The 15,433-nt window shown below is 64.9% G+C and carries 11 protein-coding genes and 3 pseudogenes; 10 read left to right on the forward strand and 4 right to left on the reverse strand.

From position 1 onward, the window contains the following. Positions 1-25: 25 nt before the first annotated feature. Positions 26-520: pseudogene (locus ACLQ22_RS10075) on the reverse strand (LuxR C-terminal-related transcriptional regulator); the annotation flags it as partial. Positions 521-1,230: 710 nt separating this feature from the next. Between ACLQ22_RS10075 and ACLQ22_RS10080 the strand changes: the two are divergent. From ACLQ22_RS10080 to ACLQ22_RS10090, 3 genes are all read left to right on the forward strand, one after another. After that, on the forward strand, positions 1,231-2,547 hold the full coding sequence (locus ACLQ22_RS10080) for an MFS transporter (protein ID WP_425692033.1): 1,317 nt from the start codon (positions 1,231-1,233) through the stop codon (positions 2,545-2,547). 152 nt (positions 2,548-2,699) lie between these two features. Then, the gene (locus ACLQ22_RS10085) at positions 2,700-3,074 is read left to right on the forward strand and encodes an SCP2 sterol-binding domain-containing protein (RefSeq protein ID WP_425692149.1); all 375 of its coding nucleotides are present in this window, start codon (positions 2,700-2,702) and stop codon (positions 3,072-3,074) included. Further along, positions 3,071-5,104 (forward strand): glycogen debranching N-terminal domain-containing protein, encoded by a 2,034-nt coding sequence (locus ACLQ22_RS10090; protein ID WP_425692034.1) that lies wholly within the window; start codon positions 3,071-3,073, stop codon positions 5,102-5,104. Before ACLQ22_RS10085 ends, ACLQ22_RS10090 begins: the two co-directional genes overlap by 4 nt. A gap of 298 nt (positions 5,105-5,402) precedes the next feature. On the opposite strand, the pseudogene ACLQ22_RS10095 reads toward ACLQ22_RS10090, so the two are convergent. Then, positions 5,403-5,811, reverse strand: a pseudogene (locus ACLQ22_RS10095) (transposase); the annotation flags it as partial. Between the two features lie 8 nt (positions 5,812-5,819). Between ACLQ22_RS10095 and ACLQ22_RS10100 the strand changes: the two are divergent. Further along, positions 5,820-5,891: a hypothetical protein gene (locus tag ACLQ22_RS10100; RefSeq protein ID WP_425692150.1), complete on the forward strand. Its 72-nt coding sequence runs from the start codon at positions 5,820-5,822 to the stop codon at positions 5,889-5,891. A 135-nt stretch (positions 5,892-6,026) separates the two neighbouring features. Here ACLQ22_RS10100 and ACLQ22_RS10105 read toward each other — a convergent pair whose 3' ends face one another. Continuing rightward, positions 6,027-6,167: a hypothetical protein gene (locus ACLQ22_RS10105; protein ID WP_425692035.1), complete on the reverse strand. Its 141-nt coding sequence runs from the start codon at positions 6,165-6,167 to the stop codon at positions 6,027-6,029. A gap of 453 nt (positions 6,168-6,620) precedes the next feature. Between ACLQ22_RS10105 and ACLQ22_RS10110 the strand changes: the two genes are divergently transcribed. The 5 genes and pseudogenes from ACLQ22_RS10110 to ACLQ22_RS10130 all read left to right on the forward strand — a co-directional run. Beyond that, positions 6,621-6,854, forward strand: a complete 234-nt coding sequence (locus ACLQ22_RS10110) for a hypothetical protein (RefSeq protein ID WP_425692036.1) — start codon at positions 6,621-6,623, stop codon at positions 6,852-6,854. A gap of 550 nt (positions 6,855-7,404) precedes the next feature. Next, positions 7,405-9,414 (forward strand): hypothetical protein, encoded by a 2,010-nt coding sequence (locus ACLQ22_RS10115; RefSeq protein ID WP_425692037.1) that lies wholly within the window; start codon positions 7,405-7,407, stop codon positions 9,412-9,414. A gap of 31 nt (positions 9,415-9,445) precedes the next feature. After that, positions 9,446-9,841, forward strand: coding sequence for a hypothetical protein (locus ACLQ22_RS10120; protein WP_425692038.1), 396 nt, complete (start codon positions 9,446-9,448; stop codon positions 9,839-9,841). Positions 9,842-12,017: 2,176 nt separating this feature from the next. After that, on the forward strand, positions 12,018-13,823 hold the full coding sequence (locus ACLQ22_RS10125; protein ID WP_425692039.1) for a NucA/NucB deoxyribonuclease domain-containing protein: 1,806 nt from the start codon (positions 12,018-12,020) through the stop codon (positions 13,821-13,823). 71 nt (positions 13,824-13,894) lie between these two features. Then, a pseudogene (locus ACLQ22_RS10130) lies at positions 13,895-14,558 on the forward strand (site-specific DNA-methyltransferase); the annotation flags it as partial. 16 nt (positions 14,559-14,574) lie between these two features. Here ACLQ22_RS10130 and ACLQ22_RS10135 read toward each other — a convergent pair. Continuing rightward, complete coding sequence (locus ACLQ22_RS10135) at positions 14,575-14,946, reverse strand: hypothetical protein (protein WP_425692040.1); 372 nt, start codon at positions 14,944-14,946, stop codon at positions 14,575-14,577. Positions 14,947-15,068: 122 nt separating this feature from the next. Here ACLQ22_RS10135 and ACLQ22_RS10140 point away from each other — a divergent pair, with 122 nt between their 5' ends. Beyond that, a complete protein-coding gene (locus tag ACLQ22_RS10140; protein WP_425692041.1) occupies positions 15,069-15,383 on the forward strand; it encodes a hypothetical protein in 315 nt (104 codons plus the stop codon). The last annotated feature ends 50 nt before the right edge of the window (positions 15,384-15,433 follow it).

Consider the following 15,433-nt stretch of genomic DNA (forward strand, 5'->3'; position numbering starts at 1 on the left):
GCCGCTGACAGAGCGCGACGACCTCACCGCCGGGGCTGCGCCAGACCGACTCGTACGCCAGCACGGCGGCCTGAACCCGGTCGCGCGGCCGCAGCTTGGTCAGCACGTGCCCGACGTGGGTCTTGATCGTGGTCTCGCTGACCGACAACGCCGGGCGATCTTGGCGTTGGACACCCCTGGTCCACCTGCACCAGCATCTCCCGCTCCCGCTCGGTCAGCGCGCTCAGCACCCTCGGCGGCGCCGACGGGTCCGGCAGCACGTCGGCGAAGCGGTCCAGCAGCCGCTTCAGGATGCGTGGGGCGACCACCATGTCCCCTGCCGCCACCCTGCAAATCACCGCCACCACCTCCTCCGGCACGACGTTGGCCAGTTATACGCCGTTCTTCCCGGTGCGCAACCCCACCACGTACTCGTCCAAGTCGAAGGTGGTCAGGATCAGCACCGCACCGGCAGCCGGGCATCGATGATGGCCCGGGTCGCGGCCACCCCGTCCATCTGCGGCATCCGGATGTCCCTCAGGCCCGCCCATACTCAGCTTTCGCAGATTGGTGGTCGATCGCCTGTCGATCCTCGGTGGGTCAGAGGCTGCGGCTTGCGCCCAGGCGAGTTGAACGGCCCGGGTTTCTTCGGGTTCTGGCAGCTCAGGCCGATCGGACATAACGAGCCGCGATGATCGTCTTGCGAAGGTGGTCAGCATGTCCTCGAAAGCCGGGGTGGTCTTCTGCTCAAATCCAGGGGCAGTCGGGACGGCGCCGCTTGCGGGCTGTAACCGGTAGGGGCGTACCAGAGCACGACCACGCTGCAGGTCAGCAGTTCAAGGGGCATGGTGCGCTCGACCGCATGGTGTGTCGTTGCGGGCTTGGCCGGCGCCGAGTTGCTAGCGGGAGTCGGCGAAAGTGACCTCGAGCGCCCAGCGTGCGGGTGGGTGGCGGTGCCAGGTCATACAACACCGAGGTTGCGGGCCGGGTGGCACGTCCACGACACGGCGGTGAGGTTTCCCAGGTTTCCCGGAGGGTTTGATGTTCTTCGGCCGGCTCAGGGCTAAACGATAGCTGTCTCGATCTGGTCGGCCTGGTGGACGTGCCAGAAGGCTTCGCACGGACAGGGCAGCAAGAAGTCGATGTTTACCTTCGGCAAAAATGGGAAGGTCACGATGCTCTCGACATGAGTGGAAAGGCAACGATGCTCATCGAAGCCTGCTGCAGAAAGTAGCCGTATCTGGGGGTTCGATGCCGAAGACCTTCCTGACGCCGCGGCAGGTCGCGTTCGTCGCGATGATCGGCACCGCGATCGAAATTTATGATTTCCTGCTCTACGCGTTCATTGCGGCAACGGTTTTTGGCCCGCTCTTCTTTCCCGGTTTCCACCCTTGGCTGGGCACCGTGGCTGCCTTCTCCAGTCATGCTGTTGCCTTCTTCATGCGGCCGCTGGGCGCTGCACTGTTCGCCCGCATCGGTGACCGTGCCGGCAGGCGACCTGCCCTTCTCGGGTCCCTTGCCATGATGAGTGTGGCAACCGTCGGCATCGGACTACTTCCGACGTACTCGGCCATCGGTATAACCGCACCCCTTCTCTTGGTCGCACTCCGACTGGCGCAAGGGATGGCCGTCGGTGGCGAATATCCGGGAGCGGTGGTGGTTGCCGTCGAGTATGCGCCGCCGCATCGGCGGACTTTATATGGGTCGTTCCCACAAATTGGCTTCCCGTTGGGGATCCTGATCGTCGCGGTGACGCTGGTGGCGGTCAACGTCGCCGTGGGTCCGGCGGTATTCGAGGTGTGGGGGTGGCGACTTCCATTCCTGTTCAGCGCGCTGCTGGTGATCGTCGGCCTGCTGTTTCGTGCCCGCCTGGCGGAGACGCCAGAGTTCGTTGCCGCGACGAAGGGTCCAAACGTCAGACGAACCGCCGGTGCCGGCCAGATCCGAAGGCTCCTTCGGGAAACGCCCCGGCCCACTGCGATTGGGATCTTGATGGGGATTGGCCCGGCCGCCTTCGCCTATGCATACCTGACAAGCCTACTCGCCTACGTCAAGGTCTACGTACCGACTCTGCCCGTCTCCTGGGTGCAACTCGGACTGGTGCCGACTGCGGCCGTCATAGTCATCGTTGCCATCGTGAGCGCCTATTACGGGGACCGGTGGGGCAGGGAACGGGCAATCATCATTTCCGGTGTTTGGCTGATCCTCTGGGCGGCGCCATCGTACTGGCTGGTCGGTGCATCGTCCTTGCCGGCACTGCTGGCGGCGATGATGGTCGGAGCCGTTTCGTACGGGATCTTCAGCGGGGTGGCGCCAGCACTGACGGCAGACCTGTTTCCAGTCAAGTTGCGTTATATCGGTGTAGCGACCAGCATCACCATCGCAGTGCTCATCGGCGGTGCACTCTTGCCAATTCCAGCGCTTTTCCTTACCGGCGCGACCAACGGATCCATCGCCCCGATGGTGATCATGATGGTGATAGCTGGCGCTGCCACGACCGTCGGCGGCCTGCTGGCCCACCGGAACCGTGCAATTCGATCAACAACACCCCCGGCAGCTCGGCGGTAGTTCGACGCCATGAACCTCGTGACTCCTTGATCGCCATCGCTACGGGCTCCGCGCGTGTCGGTTCACCTCCTGTGGGTAACCCCGGATACGACGCCGTCGAGGGGGTCTACTTCCGGGTGAAGGGTGGCGTGTCGGTTAGGGGGTGAGGACCCATTCGGGATCCGACCGGCGAGTTCTTCGAGGCGGTTCGCAGGCGAGGGCATGAGCCCCTGCTGGAGAAGACGGAGGGCACGATCCTGTTTAGCCTTAGCCAGGATCACCGGACGAACCACTGGTTCGTGGAGATCAGCTGCGGGGAGGTCCGGGTGTCGCGGGAGGAACGCGGGGCCGACTGCGTCGCTCGCACCGATCAGGCGCTGTTCGACGTCATGGTGACCGGCCGCGAACGTATGCGGCGGGCATGGCTGCGGAACGAGGTCGTGGTTGAAGGTGACCTGATGTTGCTGGCCCGCTTTGAACGCATTTTTCCCGGTCCGCCCGGGGCACGCCACCCGCGAGCCGTCAGTGGTCGGGAACACCGGCCATGAGCACGGATCTCGTCAGAATTCTGGACGGCGGCACATTCGTGGTGAGCAACTCCAACGGCGACATCGTCGCGTCGCCCACGTTTCCGACCGGTCTCTTCTCGTTCGACACACGATTCCTGTCGACCTGGCAGTTGAGCGTCAACGGCGAACGGCTGCAGGCACTGACGGTTGATGAGCTGGAGTACTACGAGACGCGTTACTTCCTGGTCCCCGTCGCCCCGTCGCCCCGCATCGAACCCGAGCTGTCCGTGATCCGCCAACGTTCGATCATCGGCAGCATGCACGAGCAACTGACCGTCCTCAACCATGAGCGGGAGCCGGTCGACGTGTGCATCCGCGTCGACGCCAGCAGCGACTTCGCCGACCTGTTCGAGATCAAGGACGTACGGCAGAAGAAGGGGAGCTACTACACCCGGATCGAGAACGGCTGTCTGCGTCTCGGCTATCAGCGGGGGACCTTCCGCCGCGAGAGCGTCATCACGAGTGACCCGCCCGCCCTTGTTGACGAACGGGGCCTGACCTTCACCGTCCGGCTCGAACCCCACGGTCAGTGGGGCGCCGAGATACGCGTCGAGACGGTGGGACCGGACGGGCAGGACATTCGCGTGACCCTTCAGGGCCGGCCCGGTCGGACGAGGCCACAGATGCGCCAGGACCTCGAGGCCTGGCTGCGTCGCGCACCACGGCTCGAGTGCGACAACGAGTCGCTGGCGACGGCATATCAGCGCGGGCTGGTCGATCTTGCCGCGCTACGGTTCATGCCGCTGATCGCCGGCGGGGAGAGCGTTCCGGCGGCCGGGCTGCCATGGTTCATGAGCATCTTCGGTCGCGACAGCATCTTCGTGTCTCTGCAGGCGCTGCCGTTCGTGCCGGGCCTCGCGGCCACGACGCTGCAGGTACTAGGAGCTCTGCAGGGCAGCAGGCTGGACGACTTCGGCGAGGAGGAGCCCGGCAAGATCTTGCACGAGGTGCGGTACGGGGAGACGGTCGCGTTCGCAGAGCAGCCCCACTCGCCGTACTACGGCTCAGCTGACGCCACTCCCCTGTTCGTGGTGCTGCTTGACGAGTACGAGCGCTGGACCGGCGACGCCGCCCTGGTGCGGCACCTCGAGCCGGTCGCGCGGGCCGCGCTGAACTGGATCGACGAGTACGGCGACATCATGGGCAACGGCTACCTGTGGTACCAGCGTCGGAATGAGCAGACCGGGCTGGACAACCAGTGCTGGAAGGACTCCTGGGACTCCATCTCATACCACGACGGGACGTTGCCGGGGCTTCCCCGGGCAACCTGTGAACTGCAGGGCTACGCCTACGACGCGAAGATGCGCGGCGCCCGGATGGCCCGGGAGCTCTGGAACGATCCGGCGTACGCCGACGCGCTCGAAGCACAGGCGGCGGATCTCAAGCACCGGTTCAACCGCGACTACTGGGTCGCGGACCGTGAATTCTATGCGTTGGCCCTCGACACCGACGGCCGGCCGGTGGACGCGCTCTCCTCGAACATCGGTCACCTGCTCTGGAGCGGCATCGTCGAGGAGTCCCGTGCCAGCGCGATCGCCGCCCACCTGACCGGACCGAAACTCTTCTCCGGCTGGGGCGTACGCACACTGGCGCAGGGTGAGGGACGGTACAACCCGGTCGGCTATCACGTCGGCACGGTCTGGCCATTCGACAACTCGATCATCGCCTGGGGGCTCCGGCGCTACGGCTTCGCCGAACAGGCCGGGCGGATCGCGGAAGCGATCATCGATGCGGCGCAGTACTTCCAGGGACGCCTACCGGAGGCATTCGCCGGCTACGACCGCGAGTTGACCAAATACCCCGTCCAGTACCCCACCGCATGTAGTCCGCAGGCGTGGTCGACCGGCACACCCATGCTGTTGCTCCGGACGATGCTCGGCATGGAGCCACACTCCGGCCGCCTGGCGACTGATCCGACGATTCCCGATCCGCTCGGCCGGATCACCCTGCATGGCGTCCATGGGCGGTGGGGCCGCGCCGACGTCTCGGCGGGCGGACAACCATCGTGAGTAGCGAGATATGCCAATGCGCCAGCTCAGCTATCTGCCGTGGTGGATGTGTCGACCGGGCCAGTGTCATAAGCGAGCCCGAGTGGAAGTTCACACGTATGCCTACGATCTCCTGCGGGCTGAGCTGCTGCCCATAGAGTGTGCGTCTGGGCGCGATCTATGCCCTGGAGCGCATCATGCGCGACTCATCCGCGGACCAACCCGCCGTCGTCGACATCCTCGCCGCGTTCGTCCGGGTCCACTCCCCCAAACCCGACCGGGTTTCGCCCATGCCTCCTCCTCCCCTACCGGTTCCTGGTTAGCGGAGCAGGATTCGATGGCGTAGGAGAACGAAGCCCGCGTGTCCGTACATCTGTCGCTTGGTCAGTTTGGTTTTGGTGTTGACGCCTTCGGTGCCGCCGTTGTGGAAGAGGTAGGTCAGGACGGCGTTGACGGCGTCGCGGTCAAGGCCGAGGCCGCGGATGAACGTGTGCAGGTCGGGCAGATCCGTGGCCTTGACCTCGGCGATCCATGAGTCGAGACGGTCATCGTTGCCGCTGCGGGCGTGAGTAGCGCAGCGAACGAGCCGATGAAGCCGGCCAGCGCGGTCCTTTGTGGACAAGCCGCGCGGTGAGAGCGTCGACGAGCGTCCACTGGTGTTCTTTGAGCTGGTCGGGGGCGGTCAGGAGGTAACCGGCTCGGCACCGCCGACGAGATCGCCCAGGCCGTCCTGTGGCTGTGCAGCCCGGGCGCGAGCTTCGTCGTCGGAGTCGCCCTCCCCGTCGACGGCGGCTACGTCGCACAATGACCGTCCCCACCACACCGCACCCGCTTGGCGGGCCGGCACCCGCCACACCAGGCCCCCACGCGGGGGACAACGGCAAGCCGTGGACCGCCACCGGGTACGTGTTCCCTGCGCCGACGGCAAGCCGATCAACCCGAACTACGCCACCACCCGCTTCCGGATCCTCGTCCGCCGGGCCAGGCTGCCCCGGTGCGGCTGCACGACCTGCGCCACGGCGCCGCGTCCCTTGCCCACCAGGCCGGCGCCGACCTGAAGCCCCTGCAGGACCTCCTCGGGCACTCCAGCATCGTGGTCACCGCCGACCCACCACGAGCGTTCCCGTACCGGCTAGACCGGAAACAGGTGCTCCCACCTCGACCAAGTGGAAGCCGATGGCCTCGGTACGACCGCCTCGCCGATCCCGCCCTCGCGTAACCTCGCCGTGCCGGTCAACTGTAGGCCAGGAGGCTCCCCGCGACCGAGACACCCGTCCATGACGTCAGGGAGACGACCGCGGCGAGCCGGGCCGGGACAGGCGAGGGCTCGCCCAAGTCCCAGTCGGAGACACCGCGGTAGGTGCGCCTGTGGAAGATCAGGATGTTCAGACCCGCGATCAGCAGGAGGCCGAGCTTCCACGGAGCGCTGCCACGTGAGGCCGATGGGTCTGTAGTTCAATGCCGCGTCGATGATGGCCGCGGGTGACGCGTCGACCAGCTCCGGTGGTGGCCAGAAGATCAAATCGGTGACTCGTGGGTGCAGGACGTTGGTGGCCAGCAGCAGAACGTAGTAGTCGATGTCGTCGTCGGCTGCCTGTATCCGCCGGACAATCTCGATCAGCTCGTCCCGGCTGATGTTGGCGACCTTCGGCCTTGCCGGTCGGGCGGCTTCGAGCGCGAAGTCCTCGACGTTACGAGACGTCCAGTAGTTAAGGAACTGACCGGCGTCGTAGTCAAGGCCGGTTTCGGCGTTGAACCTGGAGATCGCTGAGTCGGCCGGCTCGCCGCGCTCCAGCAGCCTTGCGATGGTTTCGATGGCGGCACAAAGCTCTGTGATGCGCTGTGGTCGACCACCGGCGGGTAGAGCTCGGGGCGCATCGTCATCCGAACATTGTCCCTGGGCCGACCGGCGTCCTCTCCTGAGCGCACTCGCACGCTCATCGACACGTCCGGACAACACTCGGCCAGCTCGGCGTGACGCTTCGTGACGCGCGGATCGCGGCATGAGCGAGCACCTGATTGAGCGCGCGTTCACACGGTCCCTCGGTGCGAGCCTGGCGTGCCTGAGAAAGTTGTTCGACCACCCAGGCCTGTCGGTGCCCGGGAAGGCAACCACCGCGTGAGCCGGGATGTACTCAACGGCGCCACCCTGCCAACTGGCGGAAACTGCTGACCGCCGGCCCGGCACCCCGCCGTACGCGCTCCGGTCGACTGACCGCCGGCCATCGGCGCCCGTCTGTGACCGTACGGAAAGCCGGATACGCGTTTCTCCGATTGGCGTTCGCTGCGTAGGATCTCCGGCGATCAAGGGGGATGAAACGGTGGGCGATTTCCAGCAGTTCGTGACGGATGTGACTTCGCGTCTGTCCACGATGTCCAAGGGTGAGTTGTACGCCGTCGGCGACGGTCTCGACCGGGACTCACTCTGGCTCACCTTTCTCGATTCCTTCCCCGCCGGCACCAATCTGCGGTTCCGTGAGCGATCCGAGTACGACTGCTCGACCTGCCGCGGTTTCATCAAGCATTTCGGCAACGTCGTCGAGATCCACGACGGGCGGGTCCGTACCGTCTGGTCCGGGGTGTCGGCATCCGACCCGGTCTTCTCCGTCGTCGCCGCCGCTCTGGACGAGTTCGTTCTTTCGCTGCCGTTGTCCACCATCTTCCGGTCCACTCAGGCGCAGTACGGGACGAAGACCACCCGAACGCTGCGCGACGGCCAGGTCGAGGTGTGGCACCACCTGCACGGCCGGGTGGAGAAGCGGCATCGCATCGAGGACGTCGGCGCGGCACAGGGCAACTTTGACGCCGCGGTGCAGGTCTTCCAGCGTGGCCTGGCCGAGCTGACCCGGCACGCTCTGGACACCGTCGTCGACCTTGTCGACGACAACGCCCTCTACCGCGGCGCGGAGCATCGCGGGGCGGTGACCGAGTTCCGCTCGCTGCAGAACCGGTGGACCCAGGCGACCGACCGACGTGCCTTCGTCTTCGCCAACGCCATGAACCCGGCGGCCCGGTTCCGCAACACAGTGATCGGCACCCTCGTCCAGGATCTCTCCGCGGGCGTCGACCTGGAGCAGGCGGTCCGGTCGTTCGAGGCGAAGGTGGCGCCGCAGAATTACCAGCGCCCCACGGCGTTGATCACCCCGGGCATGGTCAAGGCCGCCATGAGGACCATTGCCGAGCTGGGTATCGAGGAGTCGTTGCAGCGACGGTTCGCCCGGCTGTCCGACGTGTCGGTCACCAACGTGCTGTGGGTCGACAACGACGCCCAGGCACGGATGAAGGACGGCATCGAAGGGCTGCTCATGCAGGCGGCCACCACCCGGTCGTCAGGTGCGCTCCTTCGCGACGCCAAGCCGGAGGAGATTCCCGTGGTCTCCTTCATGAAGGACATCCTGCCCGGCGCCGCCACCATCGACCTGTGGGTCGCCAACACCTACGAGCCGCACCTCGTCAGCCTCACCACCGGCCGGCGCCCGACTGCTCCGCGGTTGTTCAAGTGGGACAACGATTTCGGCTGGTCGTACGGCGGCAACGTCACCGACTCGATCAGGGAGAAGGTCAAGCGGGCCGGCGGCAACGTGACCGGCAAGCTGCGGGTGAGCCTGTCCTGGTTCAACCACGACGACCTGGACCTGCACGTGTACGAACCCAACGGCGACCACATCTGGTACCAGGAGAAGCGCAACAAGCTGGACGTCGACATGAACGCCGGCGGGACGCTCTCCCGTGAGCCGGTGGAGAACGTCACCTGGACCGACCGTGTCCCCGACGGTGAGTACCGGATCGAGGTGAACCAGTACCGCAAGCGGGACAGCACCCAGGTCGGCTTCGTGATCGAGACCGAGAGCAACGGGAAGACCGAGCATTACAGCCACGAGCGCGCTGTCGGCCACAAGGAGACCGTCGAGGTGGGCCGGATGACGGTTGCCGGCGGGGTGATCACCGCTTTCCGACCGGGTGAGGACGTGCAGCCGGGCAGTGCGGGCAAGGAGTTGTGGGGCATCACCACCGAACAGTTCGTACCGGTGTCCACCATCATGTACTCGCCGAACTACTTCGACGACAACGAGGTCGGCAACCGGCACTACTTCTTCATCCTGAAGGGGTGCGTGAACGACCAGCCGACGCGGGGGATCTACAACGAGTTCCTCCGCAGCGACCTGCAACCGCACCGCAAGGTGTTCGAGGTTCTCGGCGACCGCACCAAGTGCGAGCCGTCTCCGGATCAGCTTTCCGGCCTCGGCTTCAGCTCCACGGTCCGCAGCTCTGTGGTCGCCAAGGTGACCATGACCGGCGGCCGGCGCCGCCTCATCAGCATCCAGTTCTGATTCCCTACCCAGATATTTCAGAGAGGCTACCGTGACCATTTTCGAGAAGGCCGCTCGGGAGAAGTTCCGCTATCCGTCGGCCAAGGGACTGCTGACCACGGAACAGCTGTGGGAGCTTCCGCTGACCGCCAAGTCCGGCTTCAGCCTCGATGATGTGGCCAAGGCGGTCAACGCCGAGCTCAAGGCCGTCGACACCGAGTCGTTCGTGGCCACCGAGGCCAATCCAGCCAAGGCAACCTTGGAGACCAAGCTGGAGGTCGTCAAGCACGTCATCGCCGTCCGCCTCACGGAGGACCAGGCGGCGAAGGCGGCGGCGGCCAAGAAGCTTGAGAAGGAGAAGCTGCTGGCGGTCCTGGCCCGCAAGCAGGACGCGGTCCTGGAAAACCTGACCGAGGCAGACCTACTGGCCCGAATCAACAACCTGTAGCCCGCCGACAATCAGTGTCTGCCAGCGGATCCGCACATCGCCGAGAAGGTCTACGCTGTGGCACGCGGCCACCGCACGATCTTCGGTTGTCCTCACAAACCATCGATGATCACCGCGGTGGCCGTCTTCATGCCCACGCCACGCCCAACGCCGAAGCCAAGTGACGTTGGAGTATTAGTACTCCAGCCGCACCTGGTGGAGTCGGTGTCTTCGCTGGTAGTGGGCTGTTCTGGCGCGGTACTGGTGTCGGCGTCGCCATCGTGACCATCGATGGATGTGGTCGAAGGGTCGGGTGGTGGTGATCAGGTATGCCAGGAGACGGCGGATCTCGCCGAGGGTGAGGGGTATGAGGCCGTCACGTTCGCCCCGGGGAGATTCACGCCTGGGTCCGGCCGCTCCGGATGTCTCTGGCAATCCTCTAGAGACGCCCTGCACAGCACTCATGGGTGCCGTCGGACGATGAGCCAGGCCGTTGCGAGTACTGTCTGACGCATGACTTGGCGCTTACCGAGACCGGTCGTCGTAGCGGCGGCGCTCGGTGCTGTCTTCGTCGTTTCTGCCGCCATCTCGCTCGCTGCGCTGATCATGGGCCGAGACAGTGATGGCAGCACCGCCGCGGCAGAACCGACAACCCCGCGATTCATCACCTGTTTCAATCCCGCGCAACCGACCGGAGCGGTGCCGGATCCATGCTGGGACTCCGCCGTTGCGGCGGGCCGAAGCACCCCGAGCCAAGCGGCGCGGGAGGCCGCCCGAATCGCCGCCGTTGAACTCCTAACGGAGTTGTCAGCTGCGGCGGATCGACAGCCGTCCGTCTGCGAGACAACTGCTGCCGGTAGACCCGGGCCATGCGGTCAGGACAACATCGGCGCCGTCGAGCTGCGAAACGCGCTGAACCGAGTGGGTCTGGTTGACAATGTCGTACGGCCCGCGCGGTCCGACGACATCACCGAGGGCAAGGGGCTCGTGTTCGCCGCCCGAGTTGGAGGTGCCTGCGTGCTCGGCTACGTCCTTCCCTCAAGAGAGACGGCCGGCGCAGCTGGGACGCTGTCCGATGGGACGTGCTTGTCCGCCTAAACCGTTCGGCAGCAATGGGTTGCAACTGCGAAGAATCGGTTTGTGATCGAACGACATGCGACCGCCGCGTGACGCAGGTCGCGGCCTACCGTGGCTGGCTGAATAACTCCGAGAACCAGGGCTGAACCCTTCTCCTTGCCGGCCATCAGCGCGCCGGCCGGCGGGTCATTCACCGTTACACAGAGCCGCCTGGCAATTTGGCGCCGAGTTCAGGATTGTCCAGGCAGACAAGCCTCTGCTTGGCTGGCCACGAGTTTCCGGATTAGGGATAGCTTGGCAGCAGACTTCTCATCAGTAACTTCATGCCATCGGTCTAGGCAGGAGATCACGTATCTCCATTGCGTGCCGGAAAGCGTCACGGTCACCTCTTGATCGTCGTGGGGCCAGCCCCTGGAGCCTGTTGTTTCAGTCCATCCAGTGACCTGATGCCAGCCCTCTCGAAGAATCTGCATTCCCGCCGCTATGCGATCGTCGGGGTCGCCATTCTCGGCCTCGACATTGACCACGTTGTCAAGGACACTGTTCACCGTACGCCACTGCCGCGAAGACATTTTGACTGCGCAAGTGCGCTCATCATCTGGCCGGAGGATCATGCCCAGCATGGTGGCCGACGGGGTTCTAAGAGTCAAACGACCCGGTCCGGCTATCATGCGTCGCGCAGAGGCATCGTGACCGGTCACGCCTGGACGCGCCCGGTCCCCGGGGGCGCCTGGGCCGCTAATCAAAGCCGTGGTGGCTTCGCCGAGGTAGCCCGGGGCCGGCGATTGCCCTTCGTTATGAGCGTCGACCAGGACCGCTTCGGCAGGACAAAGCCGGGCGTCGGGTCAGGTACGCCGATGACCTCGCTGCGCCGCTTTGGCCAGTGCATCCGGCCGGGGCCTTTGGACCCTCCCGCAGGTGGCCGGGAAGGAAGGTTGTCGATGGAAGGGCGCTGCCCACAAGGGACAATGCGCATCGACCGCTTGTGTTAGGGTTCCGCTCCCGGCTCGCAAGTAGCGCGCAGGCTCCCCACTGCCAGCGCTACTTGAGAGCCACTATGGATTGGAGCTCAGCCCTGTTGGCGCGTCAACGCACCATCGCCCTCGTACTATCGGCCGCCTTGCCATCTGTCCTCGCTGTTGCCCTGGCGGGCTCTCCTGCGGCCGCGCAGAGTCCGACTGACTCCATGCGTGGTGCCGGCCAAACCTCATACCGGCCGGCACCGGCGAAGGCAGCAGACTCCTTCGTTCCGCCCAAGGACAAGGTCGGTCGCGAATCTAGCGAATGTTCCAAGCTGGAGAAGCGCCGTGACGAATTCCTGAAGGCCAACAAAAAGTATTTTGCCTGCCTGGACTCACAGAACTCTACCAACCGGACGCGGCCAGAACACCGGACAGGGAAGTCGATGCGAGAAACCCTGTCCGCGGATGCGTCGATCTCCTCGATAGACGAGCTGCAGCACTATTGTCTCAACGACCCCGAAGAATGGAAAACTTTTCGAGACGAAGCCTGCCATTGGGACCTGGGGCTTAACTGGGATATCCGGGATGCGCGGACGGGTGCGCTGGCGGGCGAAGTGTCACTAGAGACCTTCCACTACATTTTCCTAGCAAACGGCAGCACCAACTTCAGCGAGCAGGTCTGGGTCCATTCGGCTAGCCATTGGGGTAAGGGCTCGACGGCTTTCTATGACATCAGCTTTACCTGTCTTGGAGACTGTCGGCCCACCACTGAGGACGGCATCGCTCCCACTTTGGCGACTACGGATGCCGATGGTACCTGGTACTTCGTCTCGGACCTTCCCACAGAATCCTATGGGCGGGGTCAGACGTACATGCAGATGTCTATGACTAACGCCGACCCGAATGTCCTCCCCGGGTCAGCATTCATCATGTCGGATGCCAAGATTCGATGCGACACGTTGGTGAGGCATCTGCAGGTTCCTGGCTGCGTGTTTCCAAACTATGTACCAACCGTGTCGTTCTCGACTTCCGGTCTATATCCGAACGTGGCGCAGCACATCAAGGATGCCCAGGCGGCGGGCCGACCCGGCAAGCCGGGTGTCCGACCGCTGCATCGGCTCATTGATGAATACCTGCAGAAAAAAAACCGTGACACGGCCTGCCCTACCTCGGGCCCGAACGTGCTTCCCACTGCACCGGACGGTTCATGCGACGAGTATCCGTTCGCATCAACGCAGGAAGGTGCCTATACCGGAGATGGCGTTTACAGTCGCCGCGACGTCCCTCTCATTGAGAACGTCGCCCACGGTAGAGATGGGGTAAACCGGGACTTTTATGTGCCCAACCGCATCATTCACGGTGATGCTTTTTGGGTCGACATTGACGGCTCTGGCGGCAGTGGCGGCGGTCCAACCCCTCCCGATACGCAGGCACCCATCATCATTTGTCCACCTGAGGTGACAAGCACCAGCATCACCCCAGCGCTCGGCCAGCCCGAGACATCGGACAACGCCGACACGTCGGTGACGGTCACCAACAACGCGCCCGCGACATTCCCATACGGCACGACTATCGTCACCTGGCGAGCCGTGGACGACTCCGGGAACGAAGCAATCTGCGCTCAGACCGTCAACATCCGGTATAAATTTACCGGCTTCTACTTGGGTGGCAACTATATCGGTGACTGGGACCAAGCAATCCAAACGGCTCCCTACACTCTCTCCTTCAGCTTCCGCGTCGCTGACTATGCCGACACCGTCATTTCGGACCTATCCGTAGTCACCTCCGTGACGTGGGACGCATCCGGAGCTACGATTGGAACTCCAACGTTCAACGCGGCGACCGGACGCATCGAGCTGAGTACGTGGGTTCCAAAAGCGTTCAACGACCAAACTCGGACCCTTACCGTAAGTCTGTCGGACGGCAGTAGGCACTCCGTGTCCATCGAGTTCAGCACCGTGTAGATCCGGGTATGGCGGGCCCACCTCGGGTCCGCCATACATCAGGAAGGGACGCGACCCGAGCGGTGTCCCGGGTCGAAGCGGTCCACGCCGGCCGCGACGCCTTCGGCATCGAGTACGAGCCGCAATGGTCGAACATCGCCGATGCCAACATTCGCCACGCTCACGACCAGGGCGCCACGGGACGCGCATCGGTCATCCGCGGCGACGCGACCCGACTGATGTCCCTGGTCCCGAAGGCCCTCACCCGGCAGGTGGCGCTCGTAGTCACCTCGCCGCCGTACGGGCCCACCGTCCACGGCCTCGTCCGCCCCGGCGCGGACGGCGTCGTCAAGTACGACGACCGGTACGGCGAGGACAAGGGCAACCTCGCCTACCGCGACCTGACCGGTCTCGCCGACGGCTTCGCCCAGATCCTGGCCGGCTGCGCCACCCTGCTGCGACCCGACGGCGTCGTCGTGGTCACCGCCAGGCCGTGGCGCAAGCGCGGCGAGCTGGTCGACCTGCCCAGCGCCGTCATCGCCGCCGGCCTGCGCGCAGGCCTCGTTCCGACCGAGCGGTGCGTCGCCCTGCTCGCCGCCGTCCGCGACGGGCAGCTCGTCGCCCGCCCGTCGTTCTTCCAACTCCAGCAGGTCCGCAAGGCCAGGGCCGGCAGGGGGGCCGATGCACCTCATCGCACACGAGGACGTCCTCATCTTCGCCCTGTCGCCGCAGGACGGAACCGGGGTGGTCGCGTGAGCGCACCTACCCACCGCTACCTCTCGCTGGGTGCCGGCGTGCAGAGTTCCACGCTCCTACTGCTCGCCGCCCAGGGCAAGATTCCTGGTTCGACGCTGCGATCTTCGCCGACACCGCCTGGAAGCCGGCCGCGGTCTACCGGCATCTGGACCGCCTGACTGGTGTCGCGCAGCGGACCGGCATCGAGGTCGTGCGCGTCGGTACCGGTGACATCCGGGCCGACGCGCTCGACCCGGACCACCGCTTCGCCTCCATGCCCCTGTTCACCCTCGGCCCGAACGGTGAGCGGGGTATGGCACGGCGGCAATGCACCGGCGAGTACAAGATCAAACCCATCAAAGACGTCAATCAGCTCGCGAATCCTACTGAGGTCGATGTGGCTCGCCATTGAGGGATTCTGGCAGAGCGGCGCCCCACCCCTCCGCACTCGGCACGGTACGGTGCGGACCGCGCCGTCAGGCGCAGCCGTCCGTATCACCCTGTCCTGGCTGCTGCGTGAGAGGTCCGACCATGCCTATCCCTCCAATCCTTTTCTATCTTGCTGCTGGCGCAGTCGGTGGCGTAGGCGTCGTCGGCGGCTTCGCCGGCGCGAGGTTCCTCTACCAGCGTGGCCAGCAAGAGGCCGCCGTCCAACTGCAGGCCCGAGACACCGCTGCGGTCGCCCAAGCCCTGCGAGACGAGATCGACCTGGCCGCGCTGCGCGAGGAGGCACGCGCTGCTGGAGTTGATCCGGACCAAGTCGAGCAGGGCTATTACAACCTGCGAGACGGACTCGTCACGATCGATGAGGCCGAGGCTTATCTGCGCACGCTCGACAACCCGTGACGCCAACACCGGACTTTGCCTATGGTCCTCGTCCACGGGCGCGATCCCTC

This window comes from Micromonospora sp. DT178 (genome assembly GCF_049841695.1).
Lineage (GTDB): Bacteria > Actinomycetota > Actinomycetes > Mycobacteriales > Micromonosporaceae > Micromonospora.